This is a genomic window from Streptosporangium sp. CA-135522 (genome assembly GCF_050949235.1).
GTDB lineage: Bacteria > Actinomycetota > Actinomycetes > Streptosporangiales > Streptosporangiaceae > Streptosporangium.
On sequence record NZ_CP192026.1, the window covers coordinates 6,767,565 to 6,787,752 of the forward strand.

Genomic DNA, 20,188 nt, shown 5'->3' on the forward strand with positions numbered 1-20,188 from the left:
ACCCGCGACCCGGGCCGGGGCCCCGTCCGCGCCGTGAGCGTCCACGGCGCGAAGGCACCCGGCGGGACCGACAGAGCGAAGGCACCCGGCGGGACCGACAGAATGGAAGGCATGAGCGATGACGCGATCAGGCAGGTGCTGGGCCTGCTCTACCAGGAGGACACGTTACGGGTGCTGGCGGCGCTGGTGCTGAGCGGCGGCCCCGAGGAGGCCGGTTTGGACAGGGACGCGGCCAGACGGGCGCTGGACCGGCTGGAACGCGGCGGGCTGGCCGTACGGGACGACGACGGCGCGTGGCAGGTGCGGCGGGAGCGGTTCCGCGAGTTGCTGCACGCCACGGCCAAGCCCGCCGTCCCGGTCTCCCCGGAGGAGAAGGTGCTGCAGTCCTTTCTCGTCGAGGGGCGACTTCGGGCGATTCCCACTAAACGGGACAAGCAACTCGTCGTGCTGAACTACATCGCCCAGGTCTTCGAGCCCGGGATCCGCTACCCGGAGAAGGACGTCGACACCGCGCTGCGCGCCTTCCACGACGACTACGCCGCGCTGCGCCGATACCTGGTCGACGACGGGCTGTTGAGCCGGGAGAACAATGTCTACTGGCGCAGCGGCGGCTCCGTCGACGCCTGAAGCCGGGCGATCAGCACCCGGATGTGGTCGACCAGCTCGGGCGGCTCGTGGACGGTGAAGTCCAGACCGAGCAGCCCGACGGAGAAGACCAGCCACTCCAGGGAGTCACCGCCGGTGCGCAGCAGGCAGCTGCGCTCGTCCAGCGCCTCCAGCACCCAGCCGGGCCCGGAGAACCGTTCGGCGACCACGACCAGGGGGGCGTGCACGGTCACCACGGCACGGTAACGGCTGAAGGGGGCGACCACGGACTCCTCCACATAGCCGGGCGGCGGCTCGCGCGGGCCGAAGCGCATCCCGGTGGCCAGCGGCGAGGTCAGCCGGTCCACCCGGAAGGTCCGCCAGTCCCGCCGGTCGGTGTCCCACGCGACGAGATACCAGCGCCGCCCGGTGGAGGCCAGCCGGTACGGCTCGACCAGACGGGCGGTCTGGGTGCCGTCACGCCGCCGGTAGCCGAAGCGCAGCCGCTCACGGTCCCGGCTCGCCTGCGCCAGGAGCGTCAGGGTGCCGGGATCGACGGTCGGCTGCCGGCCGCGCACCGCCACGGTCTGGGTCTGCAGGGTGTTGACCCGGCGGCGCAGCCGGGAGGGCAGCACCTGCTCCAGCTTGGCCAGCGCGCGCACCGAGGTCTCCTCGATCCCCGTCACCGATCCGCTCGCCGCCGTGCGCAGGCCCACCGCGATGGCCACGGCCTCCTCGTCGTCGAGCAGCAGCGGCGGCATCGCCGCCCCCGCCTCCAGCCGGTATCCCCCGGCCGGGCCGGTCGTCGCGTGCACCGGGTAACCCAGCTCGCGCAGCCGGTCGATGTCCCGGCGCAGCGTGCGCGGGCTGACCTCCAGGCGCTCGGCGAGCTCGGGCCCCGGCCACTCCCGGTGCGCCTGGAGCAGGGACAGCAGTCGAAGCACCCGTGCCGTGGTGTCTGCCATGGTTTCCACGATGCCACCGGTTGCGGCCGGAAACTGGCCTAAACCGTGGCTAGCGTCGGGTTCATGAGCCACATCGAGATAACGGGCGCCCGTGAGAACAATCTCAAGAACATCTCGCTGAAGATCCCGAAGAAGCAGATCACGGTCTTCACCGGGGTCTCGGGATCGGGCAAGTCGTCCATCGTCTTCGACACGATCGCCGCCGAGTCGCAGCGGCAGCTCAACGAGACCTTCACCACCTTCGTCCGCAACCGCCTGCCCAAGTACGGCCAGCCGGACGCCGACGGCATCGAGAACCTCTCGGCCGCGGTCGTCATCGGCCAGCAGCGCATCGGCGGCAACTCCCGCTCCACCGTCGGCACGATCACCGACATCTACTCCCTGCTGCGGTTGCTCTACTCCCGGGCCGGCACGCCGTTCGCCGGCTACTCCAACGCCTTCTCCTTCAACGACCCGGCGGGGATGTGCCCGGAGTGCGAGGGCGTGGGACGGAAGATGGCGCTGGACGTCGGCTTGGCCCTGGACCGGTCGAAGTCACTGAACGAGGGCGCGATCCTGCTGCCGAACTTCCGCGTCGGCTCGTGGTACTGGAAGACCTACACCCACTCGGGGCTGTTCGACAACGACAAGCCGCTGAAGGACTACACCGAGGCCGAATGGGAGACGCTGCTGCGCGGCAGCGGGCCGGACGTCCCGTTCGAGACGCAGGGCGGCCCGGTGCACCAGGGCTACGAGGGGGTGATCCACAAGTTCGACCGGCTCTACATCAAAAAGGACATCGACACCAAGTCCAACCGAGACGCGCTGATGGAGTTCGTCTCCACGCAGGCCTGCCCGCTGTGCGCAGGGGCCAGGCTCAACCAGGCGGCGCTGGCCTGCCGGATCGACGGCCGCAACATCGCCGAGATGGCCGCGATGGAGGTCCGGCACCTGGTGGACGTGGTCGCCGGGATCGACCGCCCGGTCGCGGTGACGCTGGTCCCGGCGATCGTGGCCAGGCTGCGGCACCTGGTCACCATCGGCCTGGGCTATCTCAGCCTGGACCGGCCCACGCTCACCCTCTCCGGCGGGGAGTCGCAGCGGATCAAGATGGTCAAACACCTGGGCAGCAGCCTGACCGACATGACCTACATCTTCGACGAGCCGACCATCGGCCTGCACCCGCGAGACGTGACCCGCATGAACGACCTGCTGCGCGAACTGCGCGACAAGGGCAACACCGTGCTCGTGGTCGAGCACGACCGTGACGTCATCGAGATCGCCGATCACGTGGTGGACGTCGGACCGCGCGCGGGATCGCACGGCGGCGAGATCGTCTACGAGGGGGGCGTGGCCGGCCTGCACCGGGCGGGCACGCTCACCGGCCGGCACATGCGCGACAACCAGCCGCTCAAGACGGGGTTCCGCGAGCCGACCGGCGCGCTGACCGTCACCGGTGCCACCGCGCGCAACCTGAAGGACGTCACGGTCGCCTTCCCCACCGGCGTGCTCACCGTGGTCACGGGAGTGGCCGGGTCGGGCAAGAGCACGCTCGTCAACGAGGTGTTCCTGACGCGGCACCCGGACGCGGTGGTCATCGACCAGTCGGCGGTCAGCCGGTCGATCCGGTCGAATCCGGCCACCTACACCGGGCTGATGGACGAGATCCGCAAGCTGTTCGCCGCCGCCGGCGGCGTCAGCCCCGCGCTGTTCAGCTTCAACTCCAAGGGCGCCTGCCCGCAGTGCCAGGGTCTGGGGCTCATCTACACCGACCTGGCGTTCATGGACGGCGTCACGTCGACGTGCGAGACCTGCCAGGGGCGGCGGTTCCGGGAGGAGGTGCTCCGGCACACCCTGCGCGGCAGGTCCGTTCTCGACGTGCTGGAGATGACGGCGGCCGAGGCGGCGGGGTTCTTCACCGAGCCGAAGCCCTCACGCGTCCTGCGCGCGGTCAACGAGGTGGGCCTTGGCTACCTCAAACTCGGCCAGCCGCTGAACAGCCTGTCCGGCGGCGAGTGCCAGCGGATCAAACTCGCCGGCGAGCTCCACAAGACCGGCGCCGTCTACGTGATGGACGAGCCCACCACCGGACTGCACATGTCGGACGTCCAGCATCTGCTGGCCATCATGGACAGCCTGGTGGACGGCGGGAACTCCGTCATCACCATCGAGCACAACCTCGACGTCGTCAAGAAAGCCGACTGGATCATCGATCTCGGCCCCGACGGCGGCGACCAGGGCGGAAGCGTCGTGTTCGAGGGCACACCCCTGCAGCTCCTCGACGCGAAGGGCTCCTTCACCGCCGAATATCTCCGCCGCGACCTGGGTCAGCCGTAGTAGTGCTTCGCGCCGTCGTGGAGGGGGACGGGATCGGTCCTGGGGGCGTTCTCCCGGGTGATACCTCCGGCGGCGGGGTGGATCTTCGCCAGGTCGGCCCTGTGGTCGAGGAGCAGCCTGGCGAGGTTTCCCGCGAGGACGGGATCCATCTTCTCGTTCACCACGAGCAGGTTGGGCACGGCGATCGTGGACACGTCGGCCGGGGTGGCGTAGACGTCCTTGGCGATCGTGCCGCGAGCATAGACCTCGCCGTGCTCGCGCCGGACGGAGGCCAGCACGGCATCCAGCGGGACGAAGGCGACCTCGCCCTTGAGCGTGGTCACGAGGTCGGTGATGCCGGGGGTGGGCAGCCCCCCGGACCAGACCAGGGCGTCGAGGTTGCCGTCCTTGATGCCCTGCACGCTCTCGGGCAGGCCCAGCGACTGGCGGCTGACGTCCTTGTCCGGGTCGAGGCCGGCCGCCCGCAGCAGGCGCAGTGCGATGACCTCGGTGCCGGAGTTCGGTGACCCGGTGGAGACCCGCTTGCCCCGGAGATCGGCGACGGACTTCACGCCCGACCCGGTGGTGGCGACGACCTGGGTGTAGTTGTCGTACAGGCGGGCGATCGCGCGGATCGGCTGGGGAGAGGTGAAGGAGCCCTTGCCGGCGACCGCGTCGGCGGCGGAGTCGGCGAGGGTGAAGGCGATGTCGGAGTCGCCCCTGACGACCCGCTGGATGTTCTCCACCGAGGCGCCGGTCGCCTCGGCCGTCGCCTGGTAGCCGGGGATGTTCTTGCCGATCTGGTCGGCCAGGCCGCCGCCCAGGACGTAGTAGACGCCGGTGGTGTTGCCGGTGGCGATCGACAGCCGCTTGCCCGCCGTGCTGCGGTCCGCGCCCTGCTCCGCGGACCGGTCGCCGCCGCAGCCGCCGAGTAGCAGCGCTCCGGCCGCCAGCAGGACCGCCACACGTTTGATGGTCATGATCGTGCCTTCCGTTTGCGCGTAACCAGGTGCAGTGCGATGGCGAGGGTCAGGACGCCCGCCCCGACGAGAACCGGGACCGGCGACAGGAACAGCAGCAGGACGGCGGCCACCCCGCACAGGGCCCGCTCGGCCGCACTCGCGGGGCCGGCCAGCCAGCCGCCGGTGGTGGCGGCCAGCGCCGCCACCGCGAGCGCCGAGACCGCCGTGGTCAGGAGGATCTCCCCCACCGGCCCCTGGGCGAGCAGCGCCGAACCGGCCGGGGTCAGCACGAAGGCGAACGGGACCAGGAAGGCGGGCAGCGTGTACTTCCAGGTGGCCATCATGGTCCGGTAGGCGTTGCCGCCGGTGATGGCCGAGGCCGCGAAGGCCGACAGCGCCGTGGGCGGGCTGACCTCCGACAGCACCGCGTAGTAGAAGATGAACATGTAGGCCTCGGCCTGGCTGACCCCCAGGTCCGTCAGCGCGGGCCCGATCACGACCGCCGCGATGACGAACGACGCCGTCACCGGTACCGCGAGGCCGAGCACGAGCACCGCCAGCGCGCACAACAGCGCGGTGACGAGCAGGACGCCGCCCGAGGCCCCGACGATCAGCGAGCTCGCCTTGAGGCCGAGCCCGGTGAGCGTGACGACGGCGACGATCGTCCCGGCGGCGGCGCAGGTGACCGCGACCGGCAGGATCCCCACCGTCCCGGCGGCCAGCGCCTTCGCCGTCTCGCGGGGGGTGAGCCGGTGGCCGGCGTCCAGGAAGGAGAGCGCCAGGGCCAGCAGCGTGGCGTACACCACCGCCCGGAACGGCGACTGCCCCAGGGCCATCAGGACGACGATGACGAACAGCGAGCTGAAGTGGTAGCCGTAGCGCCTCAGCAGCGGCCAGAACCTCGGCGCGTCCACCTCGACCGGCCGCGTGCCGTACTTGCGGGCGTCGATCTCGATGGCCAGGCAGACGCCCAGGTAGTACAGGACCGTGGGGATCAGGGCGTAGACCAGCACGGTGAGATAACTGACCCTCATGTATTCGGCGATGATGAACGCCGCCGCGCCCAGCGTGGGCGGCGACAGGATCGCGCCGATGCCCGCCGCGGCGAGCACTCCTCCGCCCTGCTCGCGGGGGTAGCCCGCCCTGCGCAGGATCGGCCAGGCGACGCTGCCCACGCTCACCGTCGTCGCGACGCCCGAGCCGCTGACCGTGCCCAGCAGGAATCCGGCGAGGGTGACCGTACGGCCCGGCGCAGAGCGCGAACGGCGGAAGGCGGCCAGGGAGACGTCCACGAAGAACCTGCCCGCGCCCGAGCGGTCGAGGACCGCCCCGTAGATCGTGAACAGGATGATGTAGGTGGCCGCCACGTCGAGCGGCACGCCGTACACGCCGTCGGTGCCCATCACGAACGAGGCGATGATCCGGTCGATGTCGTAGCCGCGGTGCCCGATGACCCAGCCGAAGGGCAGGTAGCCGCCGTAGTAGGCGTAGGCGATGAACGCCAGGCAGACCGCGGGCAGGATCCAGCCGACGGTGCGCCGGCAGGCCTCCAGCACCAGCAGTGAGATGACCGCGCCCGCCGCCACGTCGAGGGCCGTCGGGTCGAACGCCCTGCGGATGAACTCGTCGAAGACGGCCAGCGGGTAGAGGCAGGCCGTCAGCGACAGTCCGGCCAGCGCCCAGTCGACGGCGCCTGGACGATCGCCGCCCCGCCGTCCCGGCTTGTAGCAGACGAAGGTGAGCGGCAGCACGACCGCGAGGAAGACCATGCGGTACGGCAGCACGGGACCTGGGCGGAAGGCCCAGTAGAGGGCGTAGAGCGACAGTCCGAGGGCGACCGCGGTGACGGCTCCCGCCACGCGGCCGGACAGACGCCGGGCGGGCCGCTCCGCGTCGAACTCGGCGATCAGGTCATCCGGTGATGTGGTCTCCGTCAAGCGCCGTCCCCACGTGTGAGCCGCCGATCCCTGACGGGAAGTTACCCACAATCTGACGATCATCTGTCAGGAATGGATCACGTTCTCATCGCGATTACGGGGGCCGATCGCGGGGCCGCGCGGGCCGGGCCGGCGCACGGAGTACCGGCGCGTGCGATGGCGAGCGCGCGGAGTACCGGCGTGTGCGATGGCGAGCGCCCCGGACGGGGCGAGGACTCTCAGCCGCCGGAGGTGTCGAGTTCGGCCTCGGCGCCGGGGACCGCGAGGTCGTAGGGGTCGTCCAGCCAGCCGACGGGCAGGTGGACCCGGTCGCGCGGATGGGTCTTGCCGCGCGGCGCGTCCGCGCCGTCGGGCCAGGGCTGGACCGGGTCGAGCTCGGCCAGGCCCTCCCTCAGACCGGCGAGGGTCTCGGAGGTGGCCAGGCGCCGTCGGAGGTCGGCCCCGACGGTGAAGCCCTTGAGATACCAGCCGACGTGCTTGCGGAAGTCGGCGACGGCGTGCTGCTCGCTGCCGAAACACTCGGCCAGCAGCGTGGCGTGCCGGTCCATGGTCGCGGCGACCTCTCCCAGCAGAGGCCGGACGCGCTCCTCGCCGCCCTCGCACGCGGCCGCCAGGTCCCTGAAGAGCCACGGGCGCCCCAGGCAGCCCCGGCCCACGACGACGCCGTCGCAGCCGGTCTCGGCCATCATCCGCAGCGCGTCGGCGGCGCTCCAGATGTCGCCGTTGCCGAGCACCGGGATGTCGGTCACCGCTTCCTTGAGCCGCGCGATGGCCTGCCAGTCGGCGGTCCCGCCGTAGTGCTGGACAGCGGTGCGGCCGTGCAGCGCGACCGCGGCGACGCCCTCCTCCACGGCGATGCGCCCGGCGTCCAGGTAGGTCAGGTGGTCGTCGTCGATGCCCTTGCGCATCTTCATGGTCACCGGCAGCGTCCCGGCGTTGCGCACGGCCTCGCGCAGGATGGCCCGCAGCAGGTTCCGCTTGTACGGCAGGGCGGAGCCGCCGCCGCGCCGGGTCACCTTGGGCACCGGGCAGCCGAAGTTGAGGTCGACGTGATCGGCCAGGTCCTCCTCGGCGATCATCCGGACGGCCCTGCCGACGGTCACCGGGTCGACCCCGTAGAGCTGGATGCTGCGGGGCCGCTCCGACGGGTCGAACCGGATCATCTTGAGCGTCTTGGCGTTGCGTTCCACCAGCGCCCGCGTCGTGATCATCTCGCAGACGAACAGCCCGCCGCCCTGCTCACGGCAGAGGGTCCGGAAGGGCGCGTTGGTGATCCCCGCCATGGGCGCGAGGACGACGGGGGGCCAGACCTCGAGCGATCCCAGCTTCAACGACTCCACCTGGTTGTTTCTACCGTACGGGGCGCGGCGGGACGAATCGCCGCTGGGTAGGGTTGTCCTTGGCGTAGCCAGACGTGACACCGGAGGCCATGGATGCTTCTGCGACTACGGATCGCATTGCCCGACCAGCCGGGCTCCCTGAGCAGAATCACCCATGTCCTCGGCTCCGCCGGAGCCGACATCACCCAGCTCGTCGTGCTGGAGCGCGGCGAGGGCCGGGCGGTCGACGACATCACCGTCTACTGGCCGGACTCCGCGCCCCGGGAGACGCTGGTGGAGGGGCTGCAGAGCATCCCGGGGGTGACCGTCGAGGGCGTGTGGGGCACGCGGGAGGCGCCGGGCACCTACCCCGAGCTGGAGATCCTCAAATACATCACCACGGCGGGCGACCGCGCGCTGGCCACGCTGCTCGACTCCATGCCGGTGCTGTTCAGCGCCGACTGGGCGGCGGCCGGAACGGAGGACGACCCGCGCACGGTGGTGCACTCCAGCTGGCGCGCCCCCGCGGAGGTCCCCTTCCCCGCCGACACCCCGGGACGCCCGACGGCCACCACCCTCGACTCCGGCCTCCACGTGATCTCCGCGCCCCTGCCTCCGCTGGCGCTGACCTTCCTGCTGGCCCGCGCCGACGGCCCCGCCTTCCACCGCATCGAGGTGCACCGCCTCACCCGGATCCTGGAGATCTTCCTCACGCTCCCCGCCGTGGAACGGGGGGTCACCCGCCGTCTGCGCCTCCCCGGCTGACCGACGGTTACGCAACCACTCGGAAAACCCGCTAGAGTTCTCTCGTTGCCGCAGGGGAAACACCCGGCGAAAACACGCGGAAGTGGCTCAGTGGTAGAGCATCACCTTGCCAAGGTGAGGGTCGCGGGTTCGAATCCCGTCTTCCGCTCGAAGGGCCTTCGGGCTCTCACTCCGGTGGAGTGGCCGAGAGGCGAGGCAACGGCCTGCAAAGCCGTGTACACGGGTTCAAATCCCGTCTCCACCTCTTGTGTTTCATGCGAGGACGATTAGCTCAGCGGGAGAGCGCTTCCCTGACACGGAAGAGGTCACAGGTTCAATCCCTGTATCGTCCACCACAGCGATCCCAGGTCATCGACCTGGGATTTTCTGTTTTCACGGCCGTTCGGCCAGGAGAATCGACGCTTACCTCCCACGCCACCTCGCCGATCGCATCGGCTCTGGCCCGCAGTTCGACGAGGACGCCGGCCTATACATCGTTCAGACATGGCGGGAGGAGGGGTCATGCGGCATGCTCGGTGCACAGGCACCCGACGCCCCGCTCGATCCACTCCTGGCCGACCCACTCGGGATGCCGCTCGATCAGCAACGTCCGCACCTCGGCGACGATCTCGGCCTCGCCCATCGCGGAGTCACGCCGCCGCCAGGTCTCGTCGCGTAGCTCGCACAGATAGTCGCGGACCTCGGCGAGCACCTGCGGGCCGCCGAGGTCACCGTGACCGGGAACCACCACCCGGGGTCCGGTGGCGGCCAGCCGGTCCATCACCGCCAGCCAGCGCACGCCGGAGACGTCCGTGTCGTACGGCGGAAACCACGGGAAGATGGCGAACTGCCCGGTCTCGGCAAGATCCCCGGTGAACAGCACGCCGGCGTCCGGCACCTCGACCACCTGGTCGCCCTTCGTGTGGCCCCTGCCGGTAGGCCGCAGCCGTACGGTCCGGCCGCCGAGGTCCAGGTCGTAGCCGTCGTCGTAGACCACATCAGGGATGGGCAACCGGACGCCGTCGAGGCGGCGGGCGATCGGCCCGCCGAAGCCCCGGAACATCTCCAGGTAGCCCGGTCCCTTCGTCTTCAGGTCGTCCGCCTGGGCGCGGTTGACCAGGTAGGTGGCCTGGCCGGCGAACACCTGCGCGCCGAAAGCGTGCTCGGGGTGGAAGTGCGTCGTGGTCAGGTACAACCGACGGCCCTTCGCCACCTCGGAGGCGAAGGTGAGGACCTGCTCGGCGTTGGCGACGCCGATGCCCGTCTCGACGACCAGTACGGCCCGCGTACCGCCGATGATGCCGATGTTGGGTACCAGCGCGACCCGGTGGTTCGGGATCACCATCAGGTCGGGGGCGATCTCCCGGGCGCCGGCAACCTGCACGGCGGGGTCGGTCATCGGTTCGTCGGTCATCGGTTCGTCGATCATGCTCCGATTCCACCGCCCGGGCACTGCGGCCGTCCAAGACCGATTAGGTGGTCTCGATACCGTACGGGTATCGTCGCCGATCATGGAGCTACGCACGCTGCGCTATTTCGTGGCCGTCGCCGAGGAGCTCCACTTCGGCCGGGCCGCCGCCCGGCTGCACATGAGCCAGCCACCTCTGAGCCGGGCGATCAAGCACCTGGAGACCGACCTCGGTGCCGTTCTGCTGCACCGCTCCGCCGTAGGCGTCACGCTCACCCCGGCTGGGGCGGCACTGCTGGACGAGGCGCGTACCCTGCTCGACCAGGCCGACCGGGTACGCGTGCGCGTGGCCGCGGCGGCCGGCGCCGCGACCATCACCGTCGGCATCCTGGGCGACAGCACTGACCGGGGCGCGACGCGGTTGGCCGCCGCGTACCGCCGGCGGCACCCGGGCGTCGAGGTCCGCATCCGCGAGACCGACCTGACCGATCCGACTTGCGGGCTGCGCGCCGGACTGGTCGACATCGCCCTGACCCGCGGGCCGTTCGACGAGACCGGCCTGACGGTGCGCGAGCTGCGCGCCGACCCGGTGGGTGCGGTGCTGCGCGCCGACGACCCGCTGGCCCGCCGCGACCGCTTGAAGCTGGCCGACCTGGCCGACCGGCGTTGGTTCCAGTTCCCTGACGGCACCGACCCGATCTGGCAGTCGTACTGGAACGGCGGCGAGCCTCGCGAGGGTCCGGTGGTGCGCGCCGTCCAGGAGTGCCTTCAGGCCGTGCTCTGGAACGGCACGGTCGGGATGACCCCACTCGGGCACGACCCACCCGAGGAGCTGACCGTGGTACCGCTGATCGACATGGCGCCGAGCCGCGTGGTGGCGGCGTGGAACGAGGGCGACGCGAACCCGCTGATCCGGTCGTTCGTCCAGATCGCGACGGCCGCCTACCGCGACTGAGCGCCTCGCGGCCGGCGAATGCATCGCGCGGGCTTACACACGCCCTGAATGCTTTGAAACGACCTTCGAAGGCCCGAAGCGGACCCGGTCGACGCCCTCAGATCTGCGGCCTGGGATTTTCGCTTTCGCGAACGCAGCGCAGGAGACGCCAGCATGATTTTGTCGGTGGTGCGGCTCACACTGACGCTCATCACCGTCATGGCGAGGGAGCCGGATGATGGCAGGTCGGCGCAAACGCAGGTCGCGGAGAGGCCGCGAGATCAACCTGGTCACTTGGGCGATCGGGATCGTCGGGGTCATCGTGGTGGGAAAGCTGGTGCTGGGATTCGTCTTCGCCTACTGGCCCTATCTGATCGCGACGGCCGTGCTGGCGCTCATCACGACCGCAGCCTTCCTCTTGGCCAGGGCACGTGAAGTGGCACGGCGACAGCAGCAGTGGCTGGCCGCCCACCAGGAGCTGTCCAGGGTCGATCTGCTGTCCGGCACCGACTTTGAGAAACTGACGGCCGCGCTGCTACGCCGCGATGGCTTCCGCGACGTTCAGGAGGTCGGCAGGACCGCCGACAGGGGAGTGGATGTGACCGCGATCGGCCCGGACGGGCGGCTGTTCGCGTTCCAGTGCAAGCGCTACACCGGGACAGTCGGCTCACCGGAGGTGCGCAACTTCCTCGGCGCACTGGCGCATACCTTCGCTGGGCACACCGGCGTTCTGGTCACCTCCAGCCGCCTCACCCGGCACGCGCTGGCCGAGGCCGGGGCGGCCAAGCTCATCCTCATTCAACGCGATCAGCTCGCGAAATGGCTGCAGGGCACACCACTGGCCGAGCTTCGGCGAAGCTGAAGGACCGGGCTCTGGGCGAATGTGTCAGGTAGCGGATACGGAATTCGACGACGTTCCCGATGCCGTTGTCCGCAGGTACGGGGCAGCGAAGGCGGGGCCGGTCACTCGTGCAGCGCGGCGGTGAGATCCACTTCCACGAGCTGCCCGGTGAACCCCAGCCGGGCGACGCCCAGCAGCGTGCTCGCGGTGGTGAACGCCGCGCCCAGCGCCGATTCGGTCAGGTGCCGCCAGACCGTCGCCAGGGCTGCTGCGTCGTCGCTCACCACGTAGATCACCGATCGGACGACCTGATCGGGGTGCGCGCCAACGGCACCCAGCGCGACCAGCGCGTTGGCCACGATCTGATCGACCTGGGCCGTCACGTCGCCCTCCCCCACCAGGACACCGGACGGATCCAACGGACACTGCCCGGCGAGATACGCCGTCCGGCCTGCCTCGACCACGGTGACATGGCTGTATCCGGGAGTGGAGTGCAGGAGGGCGGGGTTGAGACGCATGATCGGCGGGTTCACCCGCCCGAGTGTCGCAGACCGGTTCCGACCGCACGACGGGTTTTCCCGGCGCACCGATTGCGGCCCGGACAACGATGGGTCATCATGGCGGGCATGATCTATGGGAAGGGCGGCCACCGCCCCAGCCGATGAACCCCGGCACGTGGAAGCCGGGCGACGACCCCGTCGACGATCGCCCCACCTTTCTCGCGCACGCGCTCGCGATGTCCCTGCGCTACGGGCCCGGCCCCTGGCCCGAGGACGCCCACGAACTCCCCGATGACCCACCCCGTCGCACCGACGGCGGACTGATCATCACCAGCGTCGTCATGGACGGCATCGAAAGCCACCACTTCGGCACCCGGCCCGACGCCGACGCCGTCGCCGAGGTCGCCGACCTGCTCGGCAGGATCGTCACCGGCGAACCCGCCCGGGACGATCTCCCACGGCTCCATGACCGGCTCGCCACCGTCTCGGCGCTCGGCATCGCCGACGACCTCGTCGAACGGATCCGGCTGCGGCAGCTGCCCAAGGACCGCGTCCGCGAGGTCGGACGGCATCTGGCCGAGTACGGCACCCGCCGCAACACCGTCAAGATCGGCATTGTGCTGCTCGGCGCCTGCGGGGACGAGCGGGACCGGGACCTGCTGCTTCTGCTCGGCACATTGGAGGAGTTCACGCTGTACGCGGTGGTCGCCCTCATGCGCACCCAGCCCGACCGGGTGCGGGCCGTGTACGAACTGGCCCGCCGGGTGCGGGACTGGGGCCGCGTCCACGCGGTGGAACGGCTCAAGGACTGCGACGATCCGGAGATCAAGGCCTGGCTGCTGCGGGACGGCTTCCGCAACGGGATCATGAACGGGTATCTGGCCCACCTCGCGGCCACGACCGGCGACCTGTACTCCGCCCTTCTCGGACCCGGCGTCGACGACGCCCTGCTCGACGGTGGCGGGGACATCCTGGCCGCCATGGCGATGGGCGGCCCGGCCGAGGACATGAGCGACTACGCCGACGCCGTACCGGCCATGCATCGCTTCGCCGAACTCCTGTCCGGCCGGCGGACCACGCTCGGAAGGCTGGACAGCCTGCTGGCGATCCGGGCCTTCCTTCGCGAACCCGGCGACCACGTACCCTGGCCGGCCGGCGACATCGCGCGGCTCCGTGATCGGTACGAGGCGCTCGCCGCCGAATCTCGGTGGAGCGACCTCGTGCTGACGCACCTGACCGATCCGCGCCATGTCGATTTCGGCCACGCGCTGTGGGCGGCCGAACGGCTGCGGCTGCCGGTCGTCCCGCAGGCCATCGCCCGCCTGGAGATCGACCCGCTGGACGAGTTCACCTGGTACCACGCCATTCGTCTCGCCACCACGCAGGAAGCCGGGCGGCTCAGCCACCTGGCCGAACGGCTCCTCTCCCTGCCCGACCTGGCCAACGGTCCAGGCGATCACTACGGCCTGGGCGAGGAGTGCGCTCCCGACCGAGCCCTGGAGTCCGTCGTGAGCGGGTTGAGCGCCTTCCCCGGCGTCGGGTTGCCGCTGATCGACGTGGCGTTGCGCAATCGGGTCACCCGGATCCGGCGCGCGGCCCTGACCGTGCTGACCACCTGGCCGGCGTCGGCCGTACCGGACGAGGCGATGAGCTGGGTACGGCAGGCGGCCGCCGCCGAGCCGGATGAGGAGACCCAGACCGAGATGACCGCTTTTCTCGAAGATCGATGATCGTGGCCGACGCCCGCCTGCTGCGCCGGTTCACACGGTGAACCCGACAGGGCCGGTCATACCGCCGGACGCGGACGGGGGCTCGCCCCCGTCACGCACCGGGTGCGCCGTCAGAATCCCCGAGCGAGGCGGTGGTAGGCCTGGTTCCAGCGCAGTTCCTTGGCGAACTGCCGTGAGGTGGTGTCGGCGTCGATGACGAGCAGCTCGACACCGAGCATGTCGGCGAAGTCGGTGAGCTCCTCGGCGCCGATCGCGGCCGACAGAACGGTGTGGTGCGGGGCGCCGGCGATGAGCCAGGATTCGGTGGAGGTGCGCAGGTCGGGCCGCGGCTTCCAGACCGCCCTGGCCACGGGCAGGTTCGGCAGCGGCTCGGCCGGGGTCACCACGTCGATCTCGTTGGCGACCAACCGGAACCGCTCGCCCATGTCGGCCAGGCCGACGACGACGGCGGGGCCGGGCTCGGCGTCGAACACCAGCCGGACCGGGTCCTCACGGCCGCCGATGCCGAGCGGGTGGATCTCGCACGACGGGGTGCCCGCGGCGATCGTCGGGCAGACCTCCAGCATGTGCGCGCCGAGGATGACCTCCTGTCCCGGCGTCAGGTGGTAGGTGTAGTCCTCCATGAACGAGGTGCCGCCCGGCAGTCCGGCCGACATCACCTTCAGCGTGCGCAGCAGTACCGAGGTCTTCCAGTCGCCCTCGCCGCCGAAGCCGTAGCCGTCGGCCATCAGCCGCTGTACGGCCAGGCCGGGCAGCTGCCGCAGCCCGCCGAGGTCTTCGAAGTTGGTGGTGAACGCCTTGAAACCACCGTCCTCCAGGAAGTGGCGCAGGCCGAGCTCGATCCGTCCGGCGTAGCGGAGCGAGTCGTGCCGCTCGCCGCCGGCGCGCAACCGGGGCGCGACCTCGAACAGGTCCTCGTACTCCTTGACCAGCGCGGTGACCTCGGCGTCGGAGGCGTCGCCGACCGCGTCCACCAGGTCGTTGACGCCGTAGGTGTTGACCGACACGCCGAAGCGCAGCTGCGCCTCGACCTTGTCGCCCTCGGTGACGGCCACGTCGCGCATGTTGTCGCCGAACCTGGCCAGCCGCAGGGAGCCCACCTCGGCCCTTCCCGCCGCGGCCCGCGTCCAGGCGCCGACGCGCGCCGTCACGGACGGATCGCTCACGTGCCCGGCCACGGTCTTGCGGGGCACACCGAGTCTGGACTGGATGTAGCCGAACTCGCGGTCACCGTGCGCCGCCTGGTTCAGGTTCATGAAGTCCATGTCGATGGAGCCCCACGGCAGTTCCAGGTCGGCCTGGGTGTGCAGGTGCAGCAGCGGCTTGCGTAGGGCGTCCAGGCCGGCGATCCACATCTTGGCCGGGGAGAAGGTGTGCATCCACGCGATCAGCCCGATGCACTCGTCGGAGGAGTTCGCCTCCAGGCAGATCCGGCGGATCGCCGCGGCGTCGGTGAGCACCGGCTTCCACTCCACCTCGAAGGCGAGTGCCTCGTCGAGGGCTGTGGCGATCCGCCGGGACTGCTCGGCCACCTGGCGCAGGGTGTCCTCGCCGTAGAGTCCCTGACTTCCGGTGATGAACCAGACTTTCAACGCTGACTCCTTTGCCCGTAAACATGCTGGTAACGGTGGTACAAGCGGTCGATGTCGCCCTGGGGGATCGGCAGCGGCTCGCCGAGCTGACGGGAGACGTGCACGGTGCGGGCGACGTCCTCGCACATGACGGCGGCCTTCACCGCCGCCTTCGGGGAGTCGCCGACGGTGAAGACCCCGTGGTTGCGCATGAGGACCGCCGGGGAACGGTGGCCGTCCAAGGTCGCGACGACCCCCTTGCCGATGTCGTCGTCGCCGATCAGCGCGAAGGGGCCCACCGGGATCTCGCCACCGAACTCGTCGGCCATCGCGGTCAGCACGCACGGGATCGGCTCACCGCGTGCCGCCCAGGCGGAGGCGTAGGTCGAGTGGGTGTGCACCACCCCGTTCACCTCGGGCATGTGCCGGTAGATGTAGGCGTGCGCGGCCGTGTCGCTGGACGGCGACAGCTCGCCTTCGACGAGGTCGCCCTCCAGGTCGCAGACGACCATCGACTCGGGGGTCAGGTCGTCGTAGGAGACGCCGCTCGGCTTGATGACGAACAGTTCCTCGCCGGGCACCCTTCCCGAGACGTTCCCCGCGGTCCAGGCGATCAGGTTGTTGCGCACCAGCTCCCGGTGCAGTGCGCAGACGATCTCTCTCATCCGGTCACCTCGTTACGAATGGCGCGGAGCCGGTGCAGCATCGCACCGTCCGCGAAGTGGTCGTGCAGGATGCGGTATTCGGCGTACAGCCGGTCGTAGGCGTCGGCCCGCCCGCTGTCGGGCACATAGGCGGCCTCGGTGCGCTTGCCCATCGCCGCGGCGGCCGCGGTGACGTCTTCGTGGGCGCCGGCGGCGACCGCCGCGTGGATCGCCGAGCCGAGCGCCGGGCCCTGGTCGGAGCCGATCACCGACAGCGGGCGGCGCAGCACGTCGGCGTAGACCTGCATGAGGAACCGGTTCTTCAGCAGCCCACCGGCGACGACGAACTCCTCCACGGCCACCCCGGCGGCCTCGAACGCCTCCACGATCACTCGGGCGCCGAACGCGGTGGCCTCGATGAGCGCCCGGTAGGTCTCCTCGGGCCTGGTCGCGAGCGTCTGGCCGACGATCACGCCGGAGAGGTCATGGTCGACCAGCACCGAGCGGTTGCCGTTGTGCCAGTCGAGGGCGACCAGCCCGTGCCCGCCGACCTCCTGCCCGGCGGCCAGCTCGGTGAGGTGTTCGTGCACGGTGAGACCGCGCCTGTCGGCCTCCCGCACGTAGGAGGCGGGTACGGAGGTCTCGACGAACCACGCGAAGATGTCGCCGACGCCGGACTGGCCCGCCTCGTAGCCCCACAGCCCCGGCACGATGCCGTCGCGGACCACACCACACATTCCCGGCACCTCGGCGAGCCGGTCGGAGGGCATCACGTGGCAGGTCGAGGTACCCATGATGGCGACCATCTGCCCGGGCCGCACCGCGTCCGCGGCGACGGCCGTGACGTGCGCGTCGACGTTGCCGACCGCGACCGCGATGCCCTCGGGCAGTCCGGTCCACCCGGCGGCCCGCGCGGTCAGCCGACCGGCGAGGCCGCCGAGTGGAACCGGTTCCCGGCCGAGCTTGCCGGCGAAACCGGCGAAGGCGGGATTGAGCTCGGCCAGGAAGTCTTCGGTGGGATAGGCGCCGTCCTGGTGGATGCCCTTGTAACCGGCGGTGCAGACGTTGCGGGTCTCCGCGCCGGTCAGCTCCCAGACGATCCAGTCGGCTGCCTCGATCCAGCGGTCGGCCCTGCCGTACACCTCCGGGTCCTCCTCGAGGACCTGCAGGCCCTTGGCGAACTCCCACTCGGAGGAGATCCTGCCGCCGTAACGGGGAAGCCAACTCTCGCCCCGCCGCCCGGCGACGGCGTTGATCCGGTCGGCGTGCGATTGTGCCGCGTGGTGCTTCCACAGTTTCGGCCAGGCGTGCGGGCGGTCCGCGAGCTCCGGAAGTTCGCACAGGGGCAGGCCCTCGGCGGTGGCGGGCAGCACGGTGCAGGCGGTGAAGTCGGTGCCGATGCCGACGATCTGTGACGCGGGGACCCCCGAGGCGGCCAGCGCCCGCGGCACCGCCTTGCGCAGCACGTCGCGCCAGTCCTGCGGTGACTGCAGCGCCCAGTCCGCGCCGAGGCGTACGTCGGTGCCGGGCAGCCGATCCTCGATCACGCGGTGCGCGTACTCGTGGACGGCGCTGCCGACCTCGGCGCCGTCGCCGATCCGTACCACGACGGCGCGGCCCGACAGCGTGCCGAAGTCGACACCGACCACGTAGCGATCCTTGTTAGCGTTCACAAAAACTCCAGTGATCAAAGTGCGGAGCCGCCGCACCACAGAGCGATCTAGGTACGGCGCACCGAGATGAGGCGCTGCAACAGGATGAAGACCAGCAGGAGCAGGCCAATGAAGATCTTGGTCCACCAGGAGCTGAGCGTGCCCTCGAAGCTGATGATCGTCTGGATCAGGCCCAGGACGAGCACGCCCAGCACGGTGCCGAACAGGTAGCCCGAGCCTCCGGTCAGGAGCGTGCCGCCGATGACGACCGCGGCGATCGCGTCCAGCTCCATGCCGACCGCGTGCAGACCGTACCCCGACAGCATGTAGAGGGAGAGCAGCACACCGCCGAGCGCCGAGCAGAAACCGCTGATCGTGTAGACCACGATCTTGGTCCTGGCCACCGGCAGGCCCATGAGCAGCGCCGACTGCTCGCTGCCGCCGGTCGCGTACACGCCGCGCCCCAGGCGGGTGTAATGCAGCACGTAGGCCGCGACGAGGACGACCACCAGCGCGATGACCACGCTCGGCGAGACGAACATGCCTCCCGGCAGATCGACGCGGGCCTGCGCGAGGGCGGTGTAGGTCTCGTCGGTGATGGAGATCGAGTCGGTGCCGATCGTGTAGCAGAGCCCGCGGGCCAGGAACATCCCGGCCAGCGTCACGATGAACGGCTGGATCTCGAAGTGGTGGATGATGCAGCCCATCGCGAAACCGAGCGCCGCGCCGATGGCCAGCACCAGCGGGATCACCGCCGGTGGCGGCCAACCGTGGTCGGTGACGAGGCTCGCCGAGATCATCGTCGACAGCGCGACGACCGCGCCGACCGACAGGTCGATGCCGCCGGCGAGGATCACGAACGTCATGCCGACGGCGACGACGAGCAGGAAGGCGTTGTCGATGAAGACGTTGAGGACGACCTGTCCGGTGGCGAAGCTGTCGTAGCGGACACCGCCGGCGACGAACATCGCCACGAACAGGCAGGCGGTCACCAGGACCGGGAGGTATTTCTGCGGGATCGCGCGGCGGCCGGCGAGGACGGTGCTCATGCCGGGACCTTCACCTTCTTGTCGGCCGTCGAGGGCGCCGTCCGCGGGCGCCTGCGGCGGTGGAAGACCTTCTCTCGGAAGGCCGGGGACTGCAGCAGGCACACCACGGTGACCACGAGCGCCTTGAACAGCAGCGTCGTCTCCGGAGGCACCCCGATGGAGTAGATCGTGGTGGTCAGCGTCTGGATGATGAGCGCGCCCAGCACGGTGCCGCCGAGGGAGAAGCGGCCTCCGGCCAGCGAGGTGCCGCCGATGACGACGGCGAGGATGGCGTCCAGCTCGATCCAGAGTCCGGCGTTGTTGCCGTCGGCACTGGAGACGTTGGAGCTGATCATGAGGCCGGCGACGCCGGCGCACAGGGCGGCGAAGGTGTAGACCATGATGATCACACCACGGGAACGGATGCCCGCCAGCCGGCTCGCCTCGGCGTTGCCGCCGACCGACTCGATCAGCAGGCCGAGGGCCAGACGCCGGGTGAGCAGCGCGGTCAGCGCCAGGACCGCCACCACGATGATGATGCCGAACGGCAGCGTGAGCCAGTAGCCACCGCCGATGAGCTTGTACGGCCCGCTGTTGACGGTGACGATCTGGCCGTCGGCGATGAGCTGGGCCAGGCCACGTCCCGCGACCATGAGGATCAACGTCGCGATGATCGGCTGGATGCCGATGCCCGCGACGAGGAAACCGTTCCACAGGCCGAGGCCCAGGGAGAGCAGGAGGGCGAGACCGGCGGCCGCGATCACGCCCGGGACGGAGCTCTGGTCGTCCATGCCGCTGATCCGCAGGCAGGCCAGGGCCCCGGAGATCGCCACGACCGAACCGACCGACAGGTCGATGCCGCCGGTGGCGATGACCAGGGTCATGCCGAGCGCGACGAGAATCAGCGGCGCGCCGAACCTGACGATGTCGATCAGGCTGCCGTAGAGGTGGCCGTCGCGCATCTGCACGGCGAAGAAGTCGTCAGTGAACAGCAGGTTGGTCAGCAGCAGCGCGACCAGGATGACGGCGGGCCAGAAGAGCCGGTGCCTGATGACGGTGTTCATGCGCGGGCT

Annotated in this window: 17 protein-coding genes and 3 tRNA genes; 9 read left to right on the forward strand and 11 right to left on the reverse strand. The window is 70.2% G+C overall.

Annotation, left to right across the window (positions count from 1 at the left end; genetic code table 11):
* Positions 1 to 111 precede the first annotated feature (111 nt).
* Positions 112 to 627 (forward strand): DUF2087 domain-containing protein, encoded by a 516-nt coding sequence (locus tag ACQPYK_RS32280; protein ID WP_433239239.1) that lies wholly within the window; start codon positions 112 to 114, stop codon positions 625 to 627.
* Here the strand turns inward: ACQPYK_RS32280 and ACQPYK_RS32285 are convergent.
* A complete protein-coding gene (locus tag ACQPYK_RS32285; protein WP_433239242.1) occupies positions 594 to 1,550 on the reverse strand; it encodes a helix-turn-helix transcriptional regulator in 957 nt (318 codons plus the stop codon). The two genes, ACQPYK_RS32280 and ACQPYK_RS32285, sit on opposite strands and share 34 nt — an antisense overlap.
* A 63-nt stretch (positions 1,551 to 1,613) precedes the next feature.
* Here ACQPYK_RS32285 and ACQPYK_RS32290 point away from each other — a divergent pair, with 63 nt between their 5' ends.
* Positions 1,614 to 3,866, forward strand: coding sequence for an ATP-binding cassette domain-containing protein (locus ACQPYK_RS32290; RefSeq protein WP_433239245.1), 2,253 nt, complete (start codon positions 1,614 to 1,616; stop codon positions 3,864 to 3,866).
* On the opposite strand, the gene ACQPYK_RS32295 is transcribed toward ACQPYK_RS32290, so the two are convergent.
* The 3 genes from ACQPYK_RS32295 to dusB form a co-directional block, all read right to left on the reverse strand.
* The gene (locus tag ACQPYK_RS32295) at positions 3,857 to 4,825 is read right to left on the reverse strand and encodes a TAXI family TRAP transporter solute-binding subunit (protein WP_433239248.1); all 969 of its coding nucleotides are present in this window, start codon (positions 4,823 to 4,825) and stop codon (positions 3,857 to 3,859) included. The genes ACQPYK_RS32290 and ACQPYK_RS32295 overlap by 10 nt on opposite strands.
* On the reverse strand, positions 4,822 to 6,744 hold the full coding sequence (locus tag ACQPYK_RS32300) for a TRAP transporter permease (RefSeq protein WP_433239251.1): 1,923 nt from the start codon (positions 6,742 to 6,744) through the stop codon (positions 4,822 to 4,824). Before ACQPYK_RS32300 ends, ACQPYK_RS32295 begins: the two co-directional genes overlap by 4 nt.
* 218 nt (positions 6,745 to 6,962) lie before the next feature.
* Positions 6,963 to 8,084 carry a tRNA dihydrouridine synthase DusB gene (gene dusB, locus ACQPYK_RS32305; RefSeq protein ID WP_433239254.1) on the reverse strand — a complete coding sequence of 374 codons (1,122 nt, stop codon included), beginning with the start codon at positions 8,082 to 8,084 and terminating at the stop codon, positions 6,963 to 6,965.
* A 93-nt stretch (positions 8,085 to 8,177) separates the two neighbouring features.
* Here dusB and ACQPYK_RS32310 point away from each other — a divergent pair, with 93 nt between their 5' ends.
* From ACQPYK_RS32310 to ACQPYK_RS32325, 4 genes are all read left to right on the forward strand, one after another.
* Positions 8,178 to 8,828: an amino acid-binding protein gene (locus ACQPYK_RS32310; protein ID WP_433239257.1), complete on the forward strand. Its 651-nt coding sequence runs from the start codon at positions 8,178 to 8,180 to the stop codon at positions 8,826 to 8,828.
* 76 nt (positions 8,829 to 8,904) lie between these two features.
* Positions 8,905 to 8,976: transfer RNA gene (locus ACQPYK_RS32315), tRNA-Gly, on the forward strand.
* A 25-nt stretch (positions 8,977 to 9,001) separates the two neighbouring features.
* A tRNA-Cys gene (locus ACQPYK_RS32320) sits at positions 9,002 to 9,072 on the forward strand.
* Between the two features lie 16 nt (positions 9,073 to 9,088).
* A tRNA-Val gene (locus ACQPYK_RS32325) sits at positions 9,089 to 9,163 on the forward strand.
* A gap of 164 nt (positions 9,164 to 9,327) precedes the next feature.
* Here ACQPYK_RS32325 and ACQPYK_RS32330 read toward each other — a convergent pair.
* Positions 9,328 to 10,236, reverse strand: a complete 909-nt coding sequence (locus ACQPYK_RS32330) for an MBL fold metallo-hydrolase (protein WP_433239260.1) — start codon at positions 10,234 to 10,236, stop codon at positions 9,328 to 9,330.
* An 82-nt stretch (positions 10,237 to 10,318) separates the two neighbouring features.
* Between ACQPYK_RS32330 and ACQPYK_RS32335 the strand changes: the two genes are divergently transcribed.
* On the forward strand, positions 10,319 to 11,170 hold the full coding sequence (locus ACQPYK_RS32335) for a LysR family transcriptional regulator (RefSeq protein ID WP_433239262.1): 852 nt from the start codon (positions 10,319 to 10,321) through the stop codon (positions 11,168 to 11,170).
* 214 nt (positions 11,171 to 11,384) lie between these two features.
* On the forward strand, positions 11,385 to 12,011 hold the full coding sequence (locus tag ACQPYK_RS32340) for a restriction endonuclease (protein ID WP_433239265.1): 627 nt from the start codon (positions 11,385 to 11,387) through the stop codon (positions 12,009 to 12,011).
* A 101-nt stretch (positions 12,012 to 12,112) separates the two neighbouring features.
* Here the strand turns inward: ACQPYK_RS32340 and ACQPYK_RS32345 are convergent, their stop codons facing one another.
* On the reverse strand, positions 12,113 to 12,523 hold the full coding sequence (locus ACQPYK_RS32345) for a RidA family protein (protein WP_433239268.1): 411 nt from the start codon (positions 12,521 to 12,523) through the stop codon (positions 12,113 to 12,115).
* A gap of 128 nt (positions 12,524 to 12,651) precedes the next feature.
* Between ACQPYK_RS32345 and ACQPYK_RS32350 the strand changes: the two genes are divergently transcribed.
* Positions 12,652 to 14,220 (forward strand): hypothetical protein, encoded by a 1,569-nt coding sequence (locus ACQPYK_RS32350; protein ID WP_433239271.1) that lies wholly within the window; start codon positions 12,652 to 12,654, stop codon positions 14,218 to 14,220.
* Positions 14,221 to 14,330: 110 nt separating this feature from the next.
* Here ACQPYK_RS32350 and araA read toward each other — a convergent pair whose 3' ends face one another.
* The 5 genes from araA to ACQPYK_RS32375 are packed head-to-tail and all read right to left on the reverse strand — an operon-like array spanning position 14,331 to position 20,179.
* Positions 14,331 to 15,812 carry an L-arabinose isomerase gene (gene araA / locus ACQPYK_RS32355; protein WP_433239274.1) on the reverse strand — a complete coding sequence of 494 codons (1,482 nt, stop codon included), beginning with the start codon at positions 15,810 to 15,812 and terminating at the stop codon, positions 14,331 to 14,333.
* On the reverse strand, positions 15,809 to 16,456 hold the full coding sequence (locus ACQPYK_RS32360) for an L-ribulose-5-phosphate 4-epimerase (RefSeq protein WP_433239277.1): 648 nt from the start codon (positions 16,454 to 16,456) through the stop codon (positions 15,809 to 15,811). Before ACQPYK_RS32360 ends, araA begins: the two co-directional genes overlap by 4 nt.
* Positions 16,453 to 18,108, reverse strand: a complete 1,656-nt coding sequence (araB, locus tag ACQPYK_RS32365; RefSeq protein WP_433239280.1) for a ribulokinase — start codon at positions 18,106 to 18,108, stop codon at positions 16,453 to 16,455. The genes ACQPYK_RS32360 and araB overlap by 4 nt, the downstream gene beginning before the upstream one ends.
* Before the next feature lie 47 nt (positions 18,109 to 18,155).
* Positions 18,156 to 19,136, reverse strand: a complete 981-nt coding sequence (gene yjfF / locus ACQPYK_RS32370) for a galactofuranose ABC transporter, permease protein YjfF (RefSeq protein ID WP_433239283.1) — start codon at positions 19,134 to 19,136, stop codon at positions 18,156 to 18,158.
* Positions 19,133 to 20,179 (reverse strand): ABC transporter permease, encoded by a 1,047-nt coding sequence (locus ACQPYK_RS32375; RefSeq protein WP_433239286.1) that lies wholly within the window; start codon positions 20,177 to 20,179, stop codon positions 19,133 to 19,135. The genes yjfF and ACQPYK_RS32375 overlap by 4 nt, the downstream gene beginning before the upstream one ends.
* Positions 20,180 to 20,188: the final 9 nt, after the last annotated feature.